Here is a 21215-nt window from a genome sequence, read left to right as displayed (position 1 = left end):
ACACCTGCGGGGACGGGCGGCGTGGTGAGAGCACCGCGTGCGGCCGGATAGCCTTTCGGGCATGGCGGAGTTTGTGTACACCATGACCAAGGCTCGCAAGGCCGTCGGGGACAAGGTCATCCTCGACGACGTGACCATGTCGTTCTTCCCTGGCGCGAAGATCGGCATGGTCGGCCCGAACGGCGCGGGTAAGTCCACGATCCTGAAGATGATGGCCGGGCTCGATCAGCCCTCCAACGGCGAGGCACGTCTGTCGCCCGGCTACACCGTCGGCATCTTGATGCAGGAGCCGGCCCTGACCGAGCACAAGAGCGTGCTGGGCAACGTCGAGGAGGGCCTCGGCGAGATCAAGGTCAAGCTCGACCGCTACAACGAGATCGCCGAGAAGATGGCGGTCGACTACTCCGACGAGCTCATGGAGGAGATGGGCCGGCTGCAGGAGGACATCGACCACGCCGACGCGTGGGACCTGGACGCCCAGCTCGACCAGGCGATGGACGCGCTGCGCTGCCCGCCGCCGGACGCCGACGTGACGGTGCTCTCGGGCGGTGAGCGGCGCCGGGTGGCACTGTGCAAGCTGCTGCTGAGCAAGCCCGACCTGCTGCTGCTCGACGAGCCCACCAACCACCTGGACGCCGAGAGCGTGCAGTGGCTGGAGCAGCACCTGGCCGCCTACGCCGGCGCCGTCATCGCGGTCACCCACGACCGGTACTTCCTCGACAACGTCGCGCAGTGGATCGCCGAGGTCGACCGCGGCCGGCTCTACCCCTACGAGGGCAACTACTCCACCTACCTGGAGAAGAAGCAGGAGCGGCTGCAGGTTCAGGGCCGCAAGGACGTCAAGCTCGCCAAGCGCCTCGCCGAGGAGCTGGCCTGGGTGCGCCAGAACGCCAAGGGACGCCAGACCAAGAGCAAGTCGCGTCTGGCCCGTTACGAAGAGATGGCCGCCGAGGCCGAGCGCACCCGCAAGCTCGACTTCGACGAGATCCAGATCCCGCCGGGTCCGCGGCTGGGTCAGGTGGTCATCGAGGCCGACAAGCTGCGCAAGGGGTTCGGCGATCGGGTGCTGATCGACGGGCTGTCGTTCTCGTTGCCGCGCAACGGCATCGTCGGCGTGATCGGCCCCAACGGCGTCGGCAAGACCACCCTGTTCAAGACCATCGTCGGGCTCGAACCGGTCGACTCGGGGGACCTGAAGATCGGCGAGACGGTCAAGATCTCCTACGTCGACCAGAGCCGATCCGGGCTGGACCCGAAGAAGAACGTGTGGGAGACGGTCTCGGACGGGCTGGACCACATCAAGGTCGGCCAGGTCGAGATGCCCTCTCGCGCCTACGTCTCGGCGTTCGGCTTCAAGGGTCCGGACCAGCAGAAGCCGGCCGGGGTGCTCTCCGGGGGTGAGCGCAACCGGTTGAACCTGGCGCTCACCCTGAAGCAGGGTGGCAACCTGTTGCTGCTCGACGAGCCGAGCAACGACCTGGACGTCGAGACGCTGGGATCGCTGGAGAACGCGCTGCTCGAGTTCCCCGGTTGCGCCGTCGTGATCTCCCACGACCGGTGGTTCCTCGACCGGGTGGCCACCCACATCCTGGCCTACGAGGGGGACGAGGAGGACCCGTCCAAGTGGTTCTGGTTCGAGGGCAACTTCGCCTCCTACGAGGAGAACAAGATCGCCCGTCTCGGCCAGGACGCCGCCCGCCCCCACCGCGTCACCTACCGCAAGCTCACCCGCGACTGAGACCCTTCAGCGGCACCGAGCAACCGCATCCACACCCGCTCGTACCCTGCTGAATGCGCCGAATCGTGGGGCTGGCCGCCGGTACCGACGATGTCCGCCGGCTGCCCCCGGCGACGGCGGTCGCCCATTGACAACGGTTCGCCCGGATCGCGATGATTAACCAACCGTTCGGTCAGGAATGTGACCGGGCTCATCGCCGTCCCCCGGGAGGACCGTGTGCCCCTGCTCCGTACCGACGACGACGCGGTCGCCACCCTCACGCTGAACCTGCCCGAGCGCGCCAACGCGCTCACGACCGAGCTGAAGAGCGCGCTGCGCGATGCGCTGCTCGAGGTCTCGGGCGATCCTGGGGTCCGCGCGGTGGTGCTCACCGGGTCGGGCAGTGCCTTCTGTGTCGGGCAGGACCTGGCCGAGCACGCCGCCGCGCTGCGCTCGGGTGGCCCGCAGGCGGCCTTCGCCACGGTGACCGAGCACTACAACCCGATCGTGACCGCCCTGGTCACCATGCCGCAGCCTGTGGTGGCAGCGATCAACGGCAGCTGCGTCGGCGCCGGCCTCGGGTTCGCGCTGGCCTGCGATGTGCGGATCGCCGCCGACACCGCCCGGTTCGGCACCGCCTTCACGGCCATCGGCCTGACCTGTGATTCCGGGCTGTCCGCCTCGCTCGCCCGCGCCGTCGGCGCCGCCCGGGCCAGCGAGCTGGTGCTGCTGGCCGAGCCCTTCACCGCCGAGCAGGCGCTCGCCTGGGGGGTGGTGGGGCGCGTGGTCCCGGTCGCCGAGCTCGCAGCGAGCGCCCAGCGACTGGCCGCCCGGCTGGCTGCCGGGCCCACTCTGGCCTACGCCGAGGCGAAACGGGCGATGCGCGAGGGCTGGGGAGCCGACCTCGCCAGGGTGCTCGCGACCGAGGGAACCGGGCAACTGCGACTCGGTGCCACCACCGACCATCAGGGCGCGGTGGCGGCCTTCCTCGCCAAACAGAAGCCGGTGTTCACCGCGCGCTAGCCCGGTCGAGCCCGATGTGCCCGGACGTGCCCACCCACGATAGGGAGTATGAGACATGGACGGCGAGCGGAACGCCGCGCACCGGATGCTCGAGGACGACATCGCGGCGCAGGTCCTCGGGATCCAGTTGCAGCGTGCCGCCGGTGGCTCGGCGACGCTCACGATGACGGTCACCGGGGAGATGGTGAACGGGCACTATCTCGCCCACGGCGGGTACCTGTTCGCCTTCGCCGACACCGCTTTCGCGGCTGCCTGCAACAGCTACGGCCCGGTCACCGTCGCCTCGGGCGCCGAGGTGTCGTTCATCACACCAGCCCACGTCGGTGACCAGCTGACAGCGGTCGCGACCGAGCGTGTGCGCTACGGGCGGAACGGGATTTATGACGTCACGGTGTACCGCAACGACGCACCGCAGGACGTCGTGCTCGAGTTCCGCGGACGCAGCCGCACGATCGAACGCTGATCGGTAGGGAATACTCCGGCCATGGCAGCCAGAACCTCGCCACCAGCGCAGGCCCGCCGGGGCCGCCCCGGGCACCACCTCGAGTCGGTGCTCAGCGGCGCCGTCCGGGTGTTCAACGAACGCGGCTACGACGGCACCAGCATGGAGGACCTGTCCCGCGAGCTCGGCATCACCAAGTCGGCCATCTATCACCACGTGGTCGGCAAGGAGGAACTGCTGCGGCTCGGCGTGAACCGAGCTCTCGACGGCTTGTTCGCCGTCCTGGAGGAGGTCAAGGCGGCCGAGGGGACGGCGCTGCACCGGCTGGAACTGTTGGTGCACAACAGTGTCCTGCTGCTGATCGACGAGTTGCCGTTCGTGACGCTGCTCCTTCGGGTGCGCGGCAACACCAAGATCGAGCGCAAGGCATTGGCCCGGCGGCGCGAGTTCGACGCCTTGGTCACCGAGATGGTCGAGCAGGCCCGCGACGAGGGTCACCTGCGCGCCGACGTGGTGCCGGCGATCACCGCGCGCCTGTTGTTCGGCATGGTGAACTCGGTGGTCGAGTGGTACCGGCCCCGGCGCGGCGACAACCCGCAGGAACTGGCCGACATCATCGTCGCCGTCAGCTTCGACGGGCTGCGCTGCTGAGGCCGGTACCACCCACCGATCAGACCGGGGCCACGTGGCGGCGGCTCTGCAACGTCGTGAACCTGCCGGTCACATAGGCCGGGTCGGACAGCGCCGCGGTCGCTGCCGGGCTGGCCGGGCTGCCGTGGAAGTCGCTGAACGCCGTGGTCTGGTTGACGAACACCGCCGGGGTGGTCAGGTTCTCCGACAGGTGGACGCCGACGTCCAGCGCGGCGTCCCGGGCGGCCTCGAGAACCTCGGGGTCGGTCGAGTGCACCATGGCGGTGAGCGCCCCGTGATCGCCGACGGTGCGGCGCAGCAGCTCGAGGCTCTCCTTGGTGGACTCGGTCTCGATCACGAATGAGATCGGTCCGAACCACTCCCGGGTGTAGACCTCCTCGCCGGTCGACGCGAGCGCCACCACCAGCGGCGTGCGCACCACGGCCTCGGGGTGCTGCGGGTTCTCGACCGCGGACGACGGGTGCACCACCGAGCCGGTGGCGGCGGCCTGCTCCAGCCGCTCGGTCACGGCGGTGCTGGTGATGGCACCGAGGATTCCGGCGGCCCGCTTGGGGTCACCGAGCAGGCCGTCCAGGGCTGCGGACAGGTCCTGCGCGAACTGCCCGGGGGTCTTGACCCCCTGGTCGGTGCTCATGCCGGTACGGGCGATGAGCAGGTTCTGCGGCGTGGTGCACATCTGCCCGCTGTACAGCGACAGCGAGAAGGCCAGGTTGGCCAGCAGGCCCTTGTAGTTGTCGGTGGAGTCGAGCACGACGGTGTTCAGGCCCGCCTTCTCGGCGTAGACCACGGCCTGACGGGCGTTCTGCTCCAGCCAGTCACCGAAGGACGTCGACCCGGTGTAGTCGATGATCCTCACGTCGGGGTGGCGGGCCAGGTCGCCGGCGTTCGGGCTGCCCGGCTTCTCGGGCACCAGCAGCGCCACGTTCGGGTCGAAGCCCGCCTCGGCCAACACCTCGCGGGCGATCCGCACGGTGACCGCCAGCGGCAGGATCGCCCTCGGGTGCGGCTTGACCAGCACCGGGTTTCCGGTGACCAGGCTGGCGAACAGGCCCGGGTAGCTGTTCCAGGTCGGGAAGGTCACGCAGGCGATCACCAGGGCGACGCCGCGCCCCACCGGGGTGAACGTCTTCTCCATGGTGATCGGGTCACCCTTGCGTTGCGGCTTGCTCCAGATCGCCGAGGCCGGGTGGTGCTTCTGCTCGGCCCAGGCGTAGGCGACGGCCTCCAGGCCGCGGTCCTGCGCGTGTGGACCCCCCGCCTGGAAGGCCATGGCGAAGGCCTGCCCGGTGGTGTGCTGCACCGCCTGGGCGATCTCGAAGCTGGCCGCGTTGAGCCGGGCCAGGATCTCGGCCGCCACCCCGGCCCGGGTGTCCGCCGAGGCCCGGCGCCAGGCCCGGCCCGCGGTCTTGGCGGTGGCGACCGCCTCGTCCGGGGCGAGGTAGGGGTAGCTGATGGCCAGCTCGAGCCCGTACGGCGAGACCTCGCCGGCGGCCACGAGCTCGCCTGGCTGGCCCAGCTCGAACGGCTTGCCCAGCTGCGCCTCGAAGGCCTCGGCGCCGGCGGCCATGCCGTTCTCGCCGTAGGAAGGGTCGTTGGGCATCTCGGGGTAGGGCGACCAGCTGGCGCGCTCCGTCGTGGCACGCACAGCACGTTCCAGCAGCTCGCGGTGGCGGGCGAAGAAGTCGGGGGACTCGGACATGACGCTCCTCGGGAAAAGTGCGCTCGAAACGGCCTGGACGGGCGGGGCGGAGATCACGCGGGACGTGGCGCCGCGGATCGGGGGGACTGCTCGGTGGAGGGGTGCTGGGCCACGGGCTCCTGCGCCCCGGAGGACTCCAGGACGACGTACCGCTTGCGGTCGTGGGTGACCGTGGTGACCGGGGTGAAACCGGACTGCTCGGCCACCCGCAACCCGACCGTGTTCCACTCGGGCACGGTCGTGCGCAGCCGCCGATCGGCCGCGACGCTGCGGGCGTACTCGATGGCGGCGCGCCCCAGCGCGGCGCCCCAGCCCTTGCCGGACAGCTGCGGCCGGATGCCGATCGCCACGTCGAGGACGACCGGGGTGCCGCCGGCCCCCGGCACCCGGGCCGCCTCGCCGAGGCAGCAGTAGCCGAGCAGGCTGCCCTCGCTGTCGACCACCGCCCGGTACCCCTCGTCGGCGGGGAAGGGCTGCATGGCGTCGTACACCTGCCAGGCCCCCGGCTGGGGTGAGGCGGCCAGGTCCAGGCCGTCCTCGATGGTGAGCTGGCGCAGGTGGAACGGGGGCACGGGTGCCTTGGCCGTCCCGTTCGACGGGGCACCGCCGGCGGGTGCCGCGGTGCTCCGCGCCGCCGTGGCCGAGGCCTCGGCCGGCGTGGGAGCGGCGGAACGCTCGGCACGCTGGGTCAGGAAGCGGCCCATCCGGTCCCGTTTGTCCTGGCTCTCGAACAGCAGGGCCTGGGCGGCCAGGTCGAAGCCGGTGGTCGCGGGACGATGCATCCGCAGGGCCAGCTTGGTCAGTTCCAGTGCCCGCCACGAGCGGGCGGCCACGGTCTCGGCCATGGCCAGCCCGGCGTCCATCAGGTCCTCGGGCGGGTGCACCGCGTCGGCCAGGCCCGCCTCGACCGCCTCGGCGGCCTGCAGCACCTGCCCGGTGTAGAGCATGCGCCGGGCCACCGGCAGCCCGGCCGCCTGGGCCAGCCGCCAGTTGCCGCCGGCCCCGGCCAGGATGCCCAGCCCGAGCTCGGGCTGGCCGAACCGGGCACGGGTGCTGACCAGGCGCAGGTCGCAGGCCAGCGCCAGCTCGCAGCCGCCGCCCAGGGCAGGGCCGTCCACCAGGGCGATGGTGGGCCAGCGGTGGGCCTCCAGCCGGTCGAACAGGCCGGCGTTGATCGCGCGCAGAGCGGCGTCGGCGTCCCGCTCGATCAGCTCGGCGATGTCCGCTCCGGCGGCGAAGATGCCCGGCGTGGTGGAGTGCACGATCACCACGCACGGTTCCCGGGATGCCTCGGTGAGCGCCCGGTCGATCTCGGCGACCATGACTTCGTCCAGGGCATTGTGCTTGTCCGGTCGGTGCAAACCGATCAAGAGTGCCGAACCGCGACGCGAGGTGCGTACGAGGGCCATCTGCGTGTGTCCTTAAGTCGGGTGGATCGAGCCGTGAATCGGGTGGATCGAGCCGGTCGAGATCACTGGTCGAAATCGATGGTCACCTGGTCGGTGACCGGGTGGGCCTGGCAGGTGAGCACGAACCCTGCGGCCACCTCGTTGGGCTCCAGGGCGAAGTTGGAGTCCATCCGCACCTGGCCCTGGACGACCTTGGCGCGGCAGGTGCCGCACACCGCGTTCTTGCACGCGTACGGGGCATCCCGCCGGTAGCGCAGGGTGGCGTCCAGCACCGAGGCGCCCTCGGTGGGCAGCAGGAAGCTCTGCGAACGCCCGTCCAGGATCACGGTGACCTGCGACCCCGTGGACGCGTCCGCCTCCGTCGCGCCGCCCATTCCGCCCGGCCCGGACGCCGCGATCGCCGCGCGGTCGACCGGTGGGCCGACGTGGAACAGCTCGCGGTGCACGGCCTCCTCGGGGACGCCGGAGTCCAGCAGCACCTGGCGGGTCAGGTCGGTCAGGGGCAACGGCCCGCACAGGTACCAGGCGTCGATCTCCTCGACGAGCACGAGGTGGGTCATGATCCGGCGCAGCCGGTCCTCGTCGAGCCGGCCGGACAACAGGTCGACGTCGGTCTGCTCCTCGTCGAGCACGTGGATCAGGTTGAACCGGTCCGGGAACCGGTTCTTCAGGTCCTCGAGCTCCTCCAGGAACATGATGTTGAGCGTGCTCTTGTTCAGGTAGATCAGGGTGGCGGCGCTCTCGGGCTCCACCTCGAGCGCGCTGGTCAGGATGGACAGGATCGGGGTGATCCCCGAACCGGCGGCCAGTGCCCCGTAGTGACGCCGGCGGGCCGGGTCGGGGTCGACCACGAAGCTGCCGGTGGGGGTCATCACGTCCAGCACATCGCCGGGTAGCAGCTTGCGGGTCGCGTACCCCGAGAACGCCCCGCCGGGAAGGCGTTTCACGCCGATGCGCAGGGTTCCAGTGCTCGGCGCCGAGCAGATCGAGTAGTTGCGCCGGATGTCGTCACCCACCGCCTCGGCGCGCACCGACAGGTGCTGCCCGGGACGGAAGCGGAACGCCTCGCGCAGGTCGGCCGGGACGTCGAAGGTGATCGATATGGCGTCGTCGGTGAGTCGCTCGATGGAGGCCACCCGCAAGGAGTGGAAGACGGAGTGCCGGCGCGGCGTGCCGGTCGGGGTCGGTTGCGCCGCAGCGGATGCAGTGGTGTCAGCCATCAGATCGCCTTGAAGGAGTCGAAGGGTTCGGCACAGGACTGGCAGGTCATCAGGGCCTTGCACGGGGTGGAGCCGAATCGCGTCACCTCGCGGGTGTTGGCGGAACCGCAGCGCGGGCAGCGGACCAGCACAGGCAGCGGCACCGCGCCCTCCCGGGTGGGCCGGGTCGAGGCCGGGGGAACGACGGGGCCGGGCGGCGCGATGCCGTACTCGCGCAGCTTGGTCCGGCCTTCCTCGCTGATCCAGTCGGTGGTCCAGGCGGGGGCGAGCACCGTGTGCACCTCGACGCGAGACGCCCCGGCCGCGCGTACCGCGGTCGCGACGTCCTGGGCGATCACCGCGGTGGCGGGGCAGCCCACGTAGGTGGGGGTCACCTCGACGTGGACCGTGCCCGCATCGTCCACCCGCAGATCGCGGATCACGCCCAGGTCGCCCAGGGTGATCACCGGGATCTCCGGGTCGGGCACGTCGCGTGCCGCCGCGAGAAGGGTTGCGGTGTCGGCAGTCACGGCTCTCACCTCCGCGCTCACCAGGAGGCGCCCGGGTGCGAGCGGTGCAGGTGCTGCATCGGGGCCAGCAGGTGCCCCAGGTGCTCGGTGTGCAGCCCCGAGCGCCCGCCCCGCGAGCGCCACCGCGGCGTGGGCCGGGTCAGCGTCGCCTGGGCCAGCACGTCGTCCACGAAACGGCCCCAGTCCGGCTCGAGCGTTGCCGGGTCCACCGCCACGCTGGGCAGGGCCAGGGTCACCTCGTCCGGCTCGAACAACTCGGGAACCCCGGGCCAGACCGCCTCCAGCCCGGCCTGCATGCGCCGGTGCGACTCCTGCGTGCCGTCCCCGAGGCGGACCACCCAGGTGCGGGCGTGCTCGCGGTGGTAGCTGACCTCCTTGAACGCCTTGGCGGCCAGGGCGGCCAGGGCCTCGTCGCCGGAGTCCTGCAGTGCCCGGTACAGCTCGTACTGGTAGGAGGCGAACACCAGCTGACGCGCCATGGTCACCGCGAAGTCGCCGTTGGGCTGCTCGACCAGGTGCACGTTGCGGAACTGGTTGTCGTCGCGCCAGTAGGCGAGGTCGTCCTCGGTGTGGCCGGCGCCCTCGAGCTCGCCGGCGTAGCTGAGCAGGATGCGTGCCTGGCCGATGAGGTCGAGGGAGATGTTCGCCAGCGCGAGATCCTCCTCGAGCTGGGGCGCATCGGCGATCCACTCACCCAGCCGCTGGCCCAGGATCAACGCGTCGTCGCCCAGGGCCAGTGCATAGCGTGCGGTGGCCGGCAGCGCCCCGATGGCCAGGGCACTGGTCACGGGGGGTGGCGTCACAGGTGCTCGACCCCCTCCGGGATGTCGTAGAACGTCGGGTGCCGGTAGGCCTTGTCGAGCGCCGGGTCGAAGAACGGGTCCTTCTCCTCCGGACTGCTGGCCACGATTGCGGTCGACGGCACCACCCAGATCGAGACCCCCTCGCCGCGGCGGGTATAGGTGTCTCGGGCGTTCTGCAGTGCCAATGCGGCGTCCGGGGCGTGCAGGCTGCCGACGTGTTGGTGGGCCAGGCCGCGGCGGGCGCGGATGAACACCTCCCACAGCGGCCAGCCACGACGACCGGAACCGTTCGTCGGTGTGGGGTTGTGCGAGGTCTGGGTCATGACGCTGCCACCTCCTGGGTGCGGGCTGCCTGCTTGGCGGCGTAGGCCTGAGCCGCCTCCCGGACCCAGGCGCCCTCCTCGTGGGCGCGGATCCGGCGGGTCATGCGCTGGACGTTGCAGGGGCCGTCGCCGCCGATCACACGGCTGAACTCGTCCCAGTCGAGCTCGCCGAAGTCGTAGTGGCCACGCTCGGCGTTCCACCGCAGGTCGGGATCGGGCAGGGTCAGGCCCAGCACCTCGGCCTGAGGCACGCTCATATCGACGAACCGTTGGCGCAGTTCGTCGTTGCTGAACCGTTTGATGCCCCAGGCCATCGACTGCACCGAGTGCGGCGAGGAGGCGTCCGGCGGGCCGAACATCATCAGGGCCGGCGCCCAGAACCGGTTCACCGCGTCCTGGGCCATCTCCTTCTGGGCCGGGGTGCCCTGAGCCAGGGTGTAGAGGATCTCGAAGCCCTGCCGCTGGTGGAAGGACTCCTCCTTGCAGATCCGGATCATCGCCCGGGCGTAGGGGCCGTAGGAACACCGGCACAACGGCACCTGGTTCATGATCGCGGCGCCGTCGACCAGCCAGCCGATCGCGCCGACGTCGGCCCAGGTGAGGGCCGGGTAATTGAAGATGCTGGAGTACCGCTGCCGACCGGCGTGTAGCTGGTCGAGCAGGTCGTCCCGGTCGACGCCCAGGGTCTCGCAGGCCGAGTACAGGTACAGCCCGTGGCCGCCCTCGTCCTGCACCTTGGCGATCAGGATCGCCTTGCGTCGCAGGCTCGGCGCCCGGGTGATCCAGTTGCCCTCCGGCTGCATGCCGATGATCTCCGAGTGGGCATGCTGGGCCACTTGGCGGATCAGCGTCTTGCGGTAGCCCTCGGGCATCCAGTCGCGGGGCTCGATGCGCTGATCGTCGGCGATCAACTGGTCGAACTGCGCCTGGCGATCTGTCGCGCCGTCGTCGGGGGCGGGGGCGATCTCGGTGTCGTAGTTGCCGTACACAGCATGCCTCCAATTAACGAACGTTCAGTCAGTTTCTAGTTCCTCGAGGACAAAGTCAACGCCTCGGACATCCGTTCCCGCACAGCAGGTCACGCGTGCTCCAGGAGCAGCGCGATGCCCTGTCCCACGCCGATGCACATGGTCGCCACCGCGCGCCGGGCGCCCCGATCGGCCAGCTCGATCGCTGCGGACAGCGCCAGCCGGGCGCCGCTCATGCCGAGCGGGTGCCCGAGTGCGATCGCTCCGCCGTGCGGATTGACGTGGTCGGGGTCATCGCCCAGGCCCAGCCCGCGCAACACCGCCAGTGACTGGGATGCGAACGCCTCGTTGAGTTCGATCACATCGATCTCGGCGAGGTCGAGCCCGTTGCGCCGCAACAGCTTGCGGGTGGCCGGCTCCGGTCCGATGCCCATGATGCGAGGCGGGACGCCGACCGCGGCCATCGAGGTGACTCGCGCCAGCGGCTTCAGCCCGTACAGCTCCACCGCGCGGGCCGAGGCGATCAGCAGGGCGGCGGCACCGTCGTTGACCCCGGACGAGTTGCCCGCGGTCACCGTGCCGTCCGGGAACAGCGGTCGCAGCGAGGCCAGCGAGTCCGCGGTGGTCTTGCGGGGGTGCTCGTCGACCTCGACCAGCACCGGGTCGCCGGAACGCTGCGGGATCGGCACCGGCGTGATCTCTCGGGCGAGCCGGCCGTCGGCGATGGCCGCCGCGGCGCGGGTCTGCGAGCGCAGCGCGAAGGCGTCCTGGTCGGCGCGACTGATCCCCAGGTCCCGGGCCACGTTCTCGGCGGTCTGTGGCATCGAGTCGGTGCCGTGCAGCACCCGCATCCGCGGGTTGACGAAGCGCCAACCGATCGTGGTGTCGTGGATCTCGGTGGACCGGCTGAATGCCGTGGTCGCCTTGGGGACCACGAACGGTGCCCGGCTCATGCTCTCCACGCCACCGGCGATCACCAGATCGGCGTCGCCGGCGCGGATCGAGCGGGCCGCCAGCCCGACGGCGTCCAGGCCCGATCCGCAGAGCCGGTTGAGCGTGCCCCCCGGCGCCTGGATCGGCAGCCCGGCGAGCAGGCCCGCCATCCGCGCGACGTTGCGGTTGTCCTCGCCGGCCTGGTTGGCGCACCCGAGCAGGACGTCGTCCAGCGCGTCCCAGTCCACACCCGGCAGCCGCTGTACCAGGGCGCCGAGCACGTGGGCGGCCAGGTCGTCCGGCCGCACCGGGGCCAGCGCACCCCCGTAGCGTCCGATCGGGGTTCGGGTGCCATCGACCAGATAGGCCTCGACCATGGTGTGCTCGCTCTCCAGCCTCGTCGTGTGGTTCGTCGTGGTGGTTCGTCGGTGGTTCGTGCGCGTCCGGGTTCGCCTCAGAGGTCGCGCAGGGATCGAGCGCCCAGGGCCGCTCGGCGCATGGTGGGGCACGGCCGGTACCGGCCGTCGCCGTGGTAGGCGCCCAGGGTGTCCAGCAGTGCCACCACCCAGGCGGCCCCGACCTCGTCCCCCCAGGTCAGTGGCCCCTGCGGGTAGTTCGCGCCCCATTCCATGGCGCGGTCGACGTCCATCGCCCGCGCCACGCCCCGCCCGGCGACGTCCGCCGCCTCGTTGACCAGCATGGCAACCGTGCGCGCCAGCACCAGTCCCGGGACGTCGGCCACCACGCTCACTGCGGCGCCGCCGGCCTGCAGCAGCCCGACCGCCGCTGCGCGCGCCGCCGGTGGGCAACCGTCGTCGACGGCAATGGCCCACCGCGGGCTGGTCGCCGCCTCGCGTACCAGGTCGATCACCGCCACCGGTCCGCCGAGTTCGCGGGCCAGCTCGGTGGCCGTGCGACCGGTCGTGGGCACCAGGGTGATGCCTGCCGTCCGGGCCAGTGCCGGCCCGGCCGCCGATCCGGCTGCTCGCTCGGTCGCGGGGGTGCGGTGCACGGTGACGCCCCCGGCCGCGATCCGGTCCCACAGCGGTGACCAGACCCTCCATTCGCCCTGCACGCTCACCTCGGCCGGCGCCGGTGTCGGATCGGCCGTTGCCGGGGCCGGCCGCTCGGCGCCGTCATAGCAGTAGAAGCCGCGCCCGCTCTTGCGACCCAGCCGTCCGGCGTCCACCAGGGCGCGCTGGGCCAGCGACGGGGTGTAGCGCGGATCGTGGCCGAAGGCCTCCCAGACGCTGCGGTTGGCGGCGTGGTTGATGTCCTGGCCGATCAGGTCGGTCAGTTCCAGCGGGCCCATGCGGAAGCCGCCGCACTCGCGGATCACCGCGTCGATGGTCGCCGGGTCGGCGGCGCGTTCCTCGACCGCCCGCAGCGCCTCACCGTAGAAGGGCCGGGCCACCCGGTTGACCACGAACCCCGGCGTGGAGGCCACGTGGATCGGGCTCTTGCCCCAGGCGCGCGCGGTGGCCGCGACCCGCTCGGCCACCGCCGGATCGGTGTCGAGCCCCGAGACCACCTCGACCAGCCGCATCACCGGCGCCGGGTTGAAGAAGTGCATGCCGACCAGGCGCTGCCGCCGGCGTAGCGCAGCGGCGATCGCCGAGACGGACAGCGAGGAGGTGTTGGTGGCGAGGATGCAGTCCTCATCGACGATCGCCTCGAGCGCGGTGAACAGCGCGGTCTTGACGTCGAGGGTCTCGGCGGCGGCCTCGATCACCAGCGCCGCCGGTGCCAAGGCGCCGAGGTCGTCGCCCGAGCCCAGCCGGTCGCCGGTCGCCTCGGCGGTAGCGGCGTCGAGCCGGCCCTTGGCGACCAGGGCGGCCAGCTGCGCTCGGAGTCGCCCGACGGCTTCGTCGGCTCGCCCCGCAACGGCGTCGACCATGATCACCTGATGGCCCGCCAGGGCAGCGATCTGCGCGATGCCGGACCCCATCGTGCCGACCCCCACGACCCCGATCCCGGCGCTCGGCTCCAGCCCGTGGGACATGACCTCTCCTCGATCCTGCCGTGATTACCGAATGTTCAGTATGTCGCCGTGCGGGGTCGGTCGGAAGTACCCGCCTTCGGGGCGAAAGGTCACCGGTGACATGCCTTGACAGTAGGTGCGGGTGCGGCTCAGATTGCTAACCATATAACCGAACGATCAGTCGGTAAACGTTCCGTCGACGGGGTCACCCCGGTACCGGACGGCGTGTGCCCCGGCCGCCTGACGAAGAGGAGATGTCCCGTGTCCGCTCACCACGAGAAGATCGCACACCTGCAGGAGTACCCCCCGGACACTCGGCAACCCAACATCTACCCGCTGAGCTGGCCGACGGGGCCGGCGAAGTTGGAGGAGATCTGGGCCTCGGCGCAGAAGGAACTCTGGGATCCGGCCAAGCTCGCCTGGGATTCGTTCAACCCGGCCAAGTACACCTGGGAACAGCGCGAGGCGATCGGTTACTGGTGGACGTTGTTGTCGGTCTTCGACGCCTCGGCGCCGCCGGTGTTCGCCACCGCCCTCGTCAAGACCTACGAGAACCACGAGGACGACGTGGTGCGGCGTTGCTTCCTCAGCGTCACCCGGGACGAGCAGGTGCACGAGCAGATGTGTCGGCTCTCGTTGGCCCGTGTGCTCGGGCACGAGGATCCGCTGACCTATCAGCCGAGGACCGAGCTGGGGCAGCGGCTGCAGAAGAACGTCCGTTGGCTGTTCTACAACGGGGGCCGCTATTGGGAGGCCTACAAGGACGCCGTCCCGCACTACGACCTGGCGGTGTTGTTCTCCTCGTTCCTGATGGGTGAGATCGCCGCCGCGACGATCTTCCACCAGATGGCCGCCCGGTGCACCGAGACCGTGTTCCAGGACGCCTTCCGGCGGATCGGTCGCGACGAGGGGCGCCACATGGGGATCTGCATGGCGCTGATGGAGCGCGACTATCCCCGCCTGGACGTGTCGCGCCACCCGTTGATCACCAAGCAGATCCGGGCTGGCTACCTGTTCCTGTCCGCGGTGCTGTTCGAGCCGCCGGCCGAGTTCTGGGACCTGCCGGAGGACTTCATCGCCACCCAGCGAGAGGCCGAGGACGTCGCCCGTCGGGCCGGCTTCGCCATTCCCGCCTACGAGGAGAAGCGGGACAACTGGCGCCGCGCCATGCTCAATCTCAAGGGTGTGCTCGACCGGTACGGCATCCCGTTCCCGGCGATTCCCGAGGTGGGCATCACCGGTGAGGAGGTCACCGACATCGACCTGAGGGATGTCGTCCCGGTCTTCTGATCCTCGCGTACGGGCAGGTGCGCACCGGGACGTCGGGAAGGGCGGCGGATGGCACAGATCAGGCTGTACCCCTCGTCGCACCTGGTTCCCTGCGAACGGGGCGACACGGTACTCGAAGCGCTCGAGCGAGCCGGTTACGCGCTGCCCAACAACTGCCGGGCCGGAGCCTGCGGCGAGTGCCGGGTTCGGGTGCGCTCGGGTGAGTTCGACCAGGGCTTCGTGCTCGACATGGCGCTGTCGGCCGAGGATCGCGCCGCCGGCTACGGGCTGATGTGTATGGCCAAGCTCACCGGCGATGAGCTGGAGATCGACTGGGGCACCCCCGACGCGCGGCCCACGCTGTTCCCGGCTCGTGACGACTGGCCGTTCGTGCTGGTCGACTCGCTGCCCCGCACCCCGCGGATCACCGAGCTGGTGTTGCGCCCGCTCGCCGAGGAGCTGCGGTTCTGGCCGGGGCAGTACATCAGAATCGGCGATCCGGCAGCCGGCGTCCCGTTGCGCTCGTACTCGCTGGCCACGGCACCTCACCCGGACGGCGAACTGCGGTTGCACGTCACCCGGCTGGACGGCGGGTTCACCAGCCGCTGGCTCCACGGTCTGACGCCCGGTGCCGCGGTACGGGTGTCGGGCCCGCACGGCACATTCGTCGGCGATCCCTCCGTGTGCAGCCCGGTGCTGTGCCTGGCCGCCGGCTCGGGGCTGGCGCCCATCAGATCACTGAGCGAGGCCGCGCTGCGCCGGGGGTTCCCGTACGAGGTGACCGTGGTGTTCTCGGCCCGGCGTGAAGAGGACCTGTACGACCGCGGCCTGCTGCGGTACTGGGAGCAGCGCCACCCCAACTTCCACTACGTCCCCACCCTGACCAGGCAGCGGGTCCCCGGCATGTGCCATGGCAGGATTCCCGACATCCTGGGCTCCCTGGTGCGCTCGTTGCGCGATCACAGCGTCTTCGTGGCGGGCAGGCAGGACTTCGTCGACGCCTGCGTCTCGGCGGTGTCGGCGCTCGGTGCGCCCGGGAACCTGTTGCACACCGAGGGGTTCCACGAGCAGTGACGGGTGAGGGAGGGGCGATGGGCGTGCGACAGCTCAGCGGGCTGGACGCGGAGTTCCTGGCGATGGAGTCGGACGCCGTGTGCGGGCATTTCGGCACCGTCACCCTGCTCGAGGGTGCCCGGGCGCTGGACCTGAGCCGGCTGCGGGCACACATCGACTCTCGACTGCACCGGGTGCCGGTGTTGCGGCAGCGGCTGATGGGCGTGGTGTTCGGCCTGGACCAGCCCTACTGGGTGGACGATGCCGATTTCGACGTCGCGCGCCACGTGCACGAGATGTCGGTGCCGGCGCCCGGTGGAACCCGGGAGCTGGCCGACCGGATCGCCGAGTTGCATGCCGAGCACCTCGACCGGGCGCTACCCCTGTGGCAGGTGTATCTGTTCGGCGACCTCGCCGACGGGCGGGCCGCGGTCTACTTCAAGATCCACCATGCGGTGATGGACGGCGTCGGGGGCAGCGCGTTGATCGCGGCGGTGTTCGAGGACACCGAGCCGGACCTGTCGGCCGATTCCACGGACGCCGCCGCGCTCCCTGCCAGCCTCGCCGACCAGCCCGTCGAGTCGGGCGCCGAACTCGGCGCCGACCCGGATGCACCGCAGTGGCGGCCGGAGCCGGTGCCGAGCCACCTCGACCTGATCAGCCGCAGCGCCTGGTCGATCACCCGCACCGGCCTGCGCAGCATGCGGCTCGGCGTCCAGATGATGACGCGGGCGCCCGCGGTGGCTCAGGCGGTGGTCCGTCGCCTGCCCGCCACAGGGTCCTCCGACGTCGCAACCGACGCCGGGGTACTGCCGGTACGTGCACCCCGGACGCCGTTCAATGCCGAGATCACTCCGGCGCGGGCCTGCGTGCTGAGCGAGTTCCCGCTGGCCGAGGTCGACCGGATCCGTCGCGGGGGGGCAGCCGGGGGAGCGACGGTCAACGACATCGTGATGGCGTTGTGCGCCGGTGCCCTGCGCCGATGGCTGATCGAGCACGAGGCGCTGCCGGCCGTCCCGCTGCTCGCGGCCGTTCCGGTCTCGGAGCGCACCGCTGCGCAGAGCGACTCCTTCGGTAACCGCCTGGCGTTGGTGCGCAGCCCGCTGCCGACCCAGCTCGCCGACCCGCTCGCTCGGCTGCTCGCCGTCCGAGAGGGCATGACGACGGCGCTGCAGCGTCACGACAACCTGACCCGCGGGCTGGTGTCGGACGCCGCGGAGTACGCACCGCCGGTGGTGGCGGAGGCAGGGTGGTGGCTCTCGTCGCGGGTGATGCGACACGTGAACGCGTTCAACGTCATGGTGGCCAACGTGCGGGGCCCGGCGGGCCCGCTGTCGTTGGCCGGTGCCCGTGTCGTCGGGCATCACCCGGTGTCGGTCCTGGTGCACGGCCAGGGCTTGAACATCAGCGTCTTCGGATTCGCGGATCGGTTGTGCTGGGGGTTGCTGGCCGACCCGCATCTGGTTGCGGACCTGCACCATCTTGCCGACCTGTTGCGCGAGGAGTTGACGGTGTTGCGGCAGGCCACCACCACATGACGCCCTCGCGGCCAACGACTTCGCCCGGGCAGCTCGCGGCGTCGACAAGGCTGTGAAATGGGTCTCCTCGGGACATAGACAACAGAACGTTCGGTCGGAAATACTGGCCGGCATCCGTACAGGGCAGGCCCTGCGCGGAACCGTGTGTTCGCCGACCTGGCGACCGCGGGCGCCGTCCATCCCAACCCCTGACCGACACCTCCAGCCGGGTCGATTCCCGCATCCCGGTCGTCGGCGGAAAGGACGACACGCACATGCCCACTCTCGATGATGCGAACAGGGCGACGACCAATCGGTACGCCGACATGGTCCAGGCCCGTCACAAACTGGTGATCCCGATGGCGATCGCCACCCTGGCCTTCTTCTTCCTGCAGCAGGTGCTCACCAACTTCACCTCCGTGCTGGACGGGCTGGCCTTCAGCGGCATGACCTGGGCCTACATCTACGCCTTCGCCCAGTTCTTCTTCGTGGTCATCCTGACGACCATCTACCGCCGCCGGATGCAGCAGCTCGAGGAGCAGTTCCCGATCGCGGGCGCCGCGGCCGCCGGAACCCACTACGACGACTGGACCACGATGGAGACGCACGAGTCGGCTGCCGAGGGCGACGGCGACGAGCAATTCCAGCACGTGCAGGGCTCTCGGCTGGACGAGGAGGACCCCCGATGAACACCGAGTCCGCAACCCTCTTCCTGATGCTGGTCGCCGTCACCCTGTGGATCACCTACTGGGCCGGCAAGCGCAACAAGAGCGTGGAGTCCCACCTGGTGGCCAAGGGAGCGATCGGGGGGCGGCAGAACGGCGTCGCGATCGCCGGGGACTTCATCTCGGCGGCCACGTTCCTGGGCACCACCGGCGCGATCGCGCTGGGTGGGTTCAACGGGTTCTACCTCGCCGTGTACATCCCGATCTCCTACCTGCTCTGCCTGCTGCTGGTGGCCGAGCCGCTGCGCAACCTGGGGCACTTCACCCTGGGGGACGTGCTCGCCTCCCGGTTCCACGGGGACGGCGTGCGGGCCGCGATCGCGACGTCCTCGGTCGTGGTGTCGCTGCTCTACATCGTGGCGCAGTTCGTCGGTGCAGCCCTGCTGGTGCAGTTGCTCTTCGGGGTGAAGTACTGGCAGGCGGCCGGGGCCATCGGGTTGCTCACCCTGATCTACACCCTGTTCGGCGGCATGATCGCCACCACCTACATCCAGATCGTCAAGACCGCGATCCTGCTGTTCTGCGGTGCGCTGCTGCTGGTGCTGGTGTTGTCGAAGTTCGGCTGGAACCCGCTGGCGATCTTCCAAGAGGCGGGCGAGGCCACCAAGAACGCGGCGCTCATGCCGGCGCGCAAGGGGACGGCTGCGCAGTGGGAGCAGTTCTCGCTGATCTTCGGCGTCACTCTCGGTGTCCTCGGCCTGCCGCACGTCATGATCCGGTTCCTCACCGTCCGGGACGGCGCTGCCGCCCGGACGTCGGCGGTGACCGCGATCTGGATCTTCGCGGTGTTCCTGATCACCCTGCCGTTCGTGTCCTACGGCGCGATGCTGCTGGTGGGCAAGGCTGCGATCGTCAAGGCCAGCAAGGGTGGCAACCTGGCCATGCCGCAGCTGGCGGACACGCTCGGTGGTGACCTGCTGTTGGCGTTCGTCTCGGCGGTGGCCTTCGCGACCATCCTCGCGGCGCTGTCCGGCCTGGTGATCGCGACCACCGGTGCGGTCTCGCACGACATCTACGGCAAGCTGATGCGCAAGGGCCACATCGACCACACCAAACAGCTCACCGTGGCCCGGGCCACGACCGTGATCAGCGTGCTGATCTCGATGCTGATCGCGCTCGCCGCGCAGAAGCAGAACGTGGCCTTCCTGGCCACGCTGGCCATTGCGGTGGCGGCCAGTGCCAACCTGCCGGCACTGTTGTTCACCATCTACTGGCGGCGGGCGACCGCGGCCGGGATCACCGCCGGCATGGTGGCCGGTCTGGTCACGGCCGTGGTCATCATCCTGCTCAGTCCGACGTTCCACGGCACGGCCGACAAGGCCCTGCTGCCGATCAGCAGCCCCGGCATCATCTCGGTGCCGGTCGGCTTCCTGGTCATGTACCTGGTCTCGCTGGCCACTCAACCCAAGGGTGAGGCGCTGGCCTCGGCCAACCGGCTCTTCGACCGGATCCAGGTGCAGGCCGTCACCGGTATCGACCCGACCAAGTCTGTGGACCTGACCGCACAGGGTCGCCAGGCCGCGGTCTGATCGGGGGGTGAGAGCGTCCGGGGTCCCGCCTGCGCTCGGCGGGACCCCGGACCTCGCCCCCTGGGCCACGCACTGCAGGCGGCGGCGCGGAGCCGAGGGGAGCAGCGTGGGACACGATCGGCCGCCGGATCGCGCCGTCCGGGCACCGGGTGCTGTGGGGTGGCTCGCGGGGCGGGTGCACTACGGCTGGGTGATCGCGCTGCTCGGCATGGCCACCGTGTTCGCCTGCCTGGGCATCGCACGGTTCTCCCTCGGGATGCTGCTGCCCTCGATGCGCGCCGACCTCGCCCTGTCCTACACCGTGTTGGGCTGGATCAGCACGGCCAACTTCGTCGGCTACCTGGTCGGCGCTCTCGGCGCGGGGCAGGTGGTGGCCCGGATCGGTGCTCGCCGGACGGTGCTCGCGGCCCTGCTGACCGTCACGGCGAGCCTCGGCGTGGTGGCCGGGGCAGCCGGTGTCGCGGTGATCCTTCCCGCGTACCTGATCACCGGGGTGGGCAGTGGTGTCGCCAACGTCGCCGTGATGGGGCTGGTGCCGCACTGGTTCCACCGGAGGGCGCGCGGCCGCGCCTCGGGGATCATGGTCATCGGCAGCGGGTTCGCCCTGATGGGCAGCGGGCTGCTGATCCCGGAGCTGACCGCCCGCTGGGGGGCGCCGGGCTGGCGGCTGGGCTGGGCGATCCTGGCTGCCGTGGTGTTCGCCGTCGCGATCACGGTGGGCGTGTTCCTGCGCAACCACCCTCGCGAGCTGGGCCTGGCCCCCCACGGTGACGACCCCGTGGCCGCACCGGCCGACCGCGGCGGGACGAGCGCTCCGAAGGTGGCGAACCCGCGGTCGGTGGGTGCGGCCCGCACCATGGTGCACCTCGGGGCGATCTACTTCCTGTTCGGGTTCACCTACGTCGTGTACGTGACGTTCATCGTCGAGACGCTGGTCCAGCGAGGCTTCAGCGAGCGGGCTGCCGGACGATTCTGGTTCGTGGTCGGCGCGCTGAGCATCCTGTCCGGTCCGGTCTTCGGTGCGCTGTCGGATCGCGCCGGACGCCGGATCGGGCTCGCTGTCGTGTTCGCCCTGCACGGTGCGTCCTACCTGCTGGTCGGGCTCGCCCTCGCGCCGGTGGCCACGATCCTGCTCAGTGTGCTGCTCTTCGGGGTCAGCGCCTGGAGCATCCCGGGGATCATGGGGGCGGCCGTCGGGGATTACATGGGCCCGGGGCAGGCCGTGACCGCCTTCGGCCGGCTCACCGTGACCTTCGGAGCGGGTCAGGCGCTGGGCCCGATCGTCGCCGGGGCGATGGCCGAGGCGAGCGGCGGCTTCTCCTCGGCATTCCGGCTCACCGCAACCCTCGCGGCAGGGGCCGCGCTGCTGTCGTTGGCCCTGCGCCCGCCCGCCGCCCGGCAGCCCTGATCGCCGTCGATGCGCTGGTCGAACGATGCGCTGGTC

The 21215-nt window shown here is 70.5% G+C and carries 19 protein-coding genes; 10 read left to right on the top strand and 9 right to left on the bottom strand.

Annotated elements, in window-relative coordinates; all coding sequences use genetic code 11:
* Positions 1 to 61: 61 nt before the first annotated feature.
* The 4 genes from ettA (at position 62) to IPK24_17160 (ending at position 3833) form a co-directional block, all read left to right on the top strand.
* Positions 62 to 1738, top strand: coding sequence for an energy-dependent translational throttle protein EttA (ettA, locus tag IPK24_17175; GenBank protein MBK8077249.1), 1677 nt, complete (start codon positions 62 to 64; stop codon positions 1736 to 1738).
* A 216-nt stretch (positions 1739 to 1954) separates the two neighbouring features.
* Positions 1955 to 2740 (top strand): enoyl-CoA hydratase/isomerase family protein, encoded by a 786-nt coding sequence (locus IPK24_17170; GenBank protein ID MBK8077248.1) that lies wholly within the window; start codon positions 1955 to 1957, stop codon positions 2738 to 2740.
* Between the two features lie 85 nt (positions 2741 to 2825).
* Positions 2826 to 3203, top strand: coding sequence for a hydroxyphenylacetyl-CoA thioesterase PaaI (paaI, locus tag IPK24_17165; protein ID MBK8077247.1), 378 nt, complete (start codon positions 2826 to 2828; stop codon positions 3201 to 3203).
* 21 nt (positions 3204 to 3224) lie between these two features.
* Positions 3225 to 3833, top strand: a complete 609-nt coding sequence (locus tag IPK24_17160; protein MBK8077246.1) for a TetR family transcriptional regulator — start codon at positions 3225 to 3227, stop codon at positions 3831 to 3833.
* 19 nt (positions 3834 to 3852) lie between these two features.
* On the opposite strand, the gene paaN is transcribed toward IPK24_17160, so the two are convergent.
* The 9 genes from paaN to IPK24_17115 all read right to left on the bottom strand — a co-directional run bounded on the left by paaN (position 3853) and on the right by IPK24_17115 (position 13699).
* On the bottom strand, positions 3853 to 5532 hold the full coding sequence (gene paaN / locus IPK24_17155; protein MBK8077245.1) for a phenylacetic acid degradation protein PaaN: 1680 nt from the start codon (positions 5530 to 5532) through the stop codon (positions 3853 to 3855).
* 53 nt (positions 5533 to 5585) lie between these two features.
* On the bottom strand, positions 5586 to 6941 hold the full coding sequence (locus IPK24_17150) for a GNAT family N-acetyltransferase (GenBank protein MBK8077244.1): 1356 nt from the start codon (positions 6939 to 6941) through the stop codon (positions 5586 to 5588).
* Positions 6942 to 7003: 62 nt separating this feature from the next.
* The gene (paaK, locus tag IPK24_17145) at positions 7004 to 8161 is read right to left on the bottom strand and encodes a phenylacetate-CoA oxygenase/reductase subunit PaaK (GenBank protein MBK8077243.1); all 1158 of its coding nucleotides are present in this window, start codon (positions 8159 to 8161) and stop codon (positions 7004 to 7006) included.
* On the bottom strand, positions 8161 to 8691 hold the full coding sequence (paaJ, locus tag IPK24_17140) for a phenylacetate-CoA oxygenase subunit PaaJ (GenBank protein ID MBK8077242.1): 531 nt from the start codon (positions 8689 to 8691) through the stop codon (positions 8161 to 8163). Before paaJ ends, paaK begins: the two co-directional genes overlap by 1 nt.
* The gene (gene paaC, locus IPK24_17135) at positions 8688 to 9473 is read right to left on the bottom strand and encodes a phenylacetate-CoA oxygenase subunit PaaC (protein MBK8077241.1); all 786 of its coding nucleotides are present in this window, start codon (positions 9471 to 9473) and stop codon (positions 8688 to 8690) included. Before paaC ends, paaJ begins: the two co-directional genes overlap by 4 nt.
* On the bottom strand, positions 9470 to 9796 hold the full coding sequence (gene paaB, locus IPK24_17130) for a 1,2-phenylacetyl-CoA epoxidase subunit B (GenBank protein ID MBK8077240.1): 327 nt from the start codon (positions 9794 to 9796) through the stop codon (positions 9470 to 9472). Before paaB ends, paaC begins: the two co-directional genes overlap by 4 nt.
* On the bottom strand, positions 9793 to 10785 hold the full coding sequence (gene paaA, locus IPK24_17125; protein ID MBK8077239.1) for a 1,2-phenylacetyl-CoA epoxidase subunit A: 993 nt from the start codon (positions 10783 to 10785) through the stop codon (positions 9793 to 9795). Before paaA ends, paaB begins: the two co-directional genes overlap by 4 nt.
* 89 nt (positions 10786 to 10874) lie before the next feature.
* Complete coding sequence (gene pcaF / locus IPK24_17120) at positions 10875 to 12074, bottom strand: 3-oxoadipyl-CoA thiolase (GenBank protein MBK8077238.1); 1200 nt, start codon at positions 12072 to 12074, stop codon at positions 10875 to 10877.
* Positions 12075 to 12151: 77 nt separating this feature from the next.
* A complete protein-coding gene (locus IPK24_17115) occupies positions 12152 to 13699 on the bottom strand; it encodes a 3-hydroxyacyl-CoA dehydrogenase (GenBank protein MBK8077237.1) in 1548 nt (515 codons plus the stop codon).
* A gap of 240 nt (positions 13700 to 13939) precedes the next feature.
* On the opposite strand from IPK24_17115, the gene IPK24_17110 reads away from it, so the two are divergent.
* The 6 genes from IPK24_17110 to IPK24_17085 all read left to right on the top strand — a co-directional run bounded on the left by IPK24_17110 (position 13940) and on the right by IPK24_17085 (position 21179).
* Positions 13940 to 14968 (top strand): hypothetical protein, encoded by a 1029-nt coding sequence (locus tag IPK24_17110; protein ID MBK8077236.1) that lies wholly within the window; start codon positions 13940 to 13942, stop codon positions 14966 to 14968.
* A 48-nt stretch (positions 14969 to 15016) separates the two neighbouring features.
* Positions 15017 to 16021 carry a 2Fe-2S iron-sulfur cluster binding domain-containing protein gene (locus IPK24_17105; GenBank protein ID MBK8077235.1) on the top strand — a complete coding sequence of 335 codons (1005 nt, stop codon included), beginning with the start codon at positions 15017 to 15019 and terminating at the stop codon, positions 16019 to 16021.
* A gap of 17 nt (positions 16022 to 16038) precedes the next feature.
* Entirely contained in the window at positions 16039 to 17538 is a 1500-nt protein-coding gene (locus tag IPK24_17100; GenBank protein MBK8077234.1) for a wax ester/triacylglycerol synthase family O-acyltransferase, read from the top strand.
* Positions 17539 to 17792: 254 nt separating this feature from the next.
* Positions 17793 to 18206 carry a DUF485 domain-containing protein gene (locus IPK24_17095; protein ID MBK8077233.1) on the top strand — a complete coding sequence of 138 codons (414 nt, stop codon included), beginning with the start codon at positions 17793 to 17795 and terminating at the stop codon, positions 18204 to 18206.
* Entirely contained in the window at positions 18203 to 19771 is a 1569-nt protein-coding gene (locus IPK24_17090) for a cation acetate symporter (GenBank protein ID MBK8077232.1), read from the top strand. Before IPK24_17095 ends, IPK24_17090 begins: the two co-directional genes overlap by 4 nt.
* 208 nt (positions 19772 to 19979) lie before the next feature.
* Complete coding sequence (locus IPK24_17085; GenBank protein MBK8077231.1) at positions 19980 to 21179, top strand: YbfB/YjiJ family MFS transporter; 1200 nt, start codon at positions 19980 to 19982, stop codon at positions 21177 to 21179.
* Positions 21180 to 21215: the final 36 nt, after the last annotated feature.

The sequence above is a fragment of the Kineosporiaceae bacterium genome, assembly GCA_016713225.1.
In the GTDB taxonomy this organism is placed as follows: Bacteria; Actinomycetota; Actinomycetes; order Actinomycetales; family Kineosporiaceae; genus JADJPO01.
The sequence above is the reverse complement of the archived record's forward strand: the minus strand, read 5'-3'. Positions and strand labels throughout refer to the sequence as shown.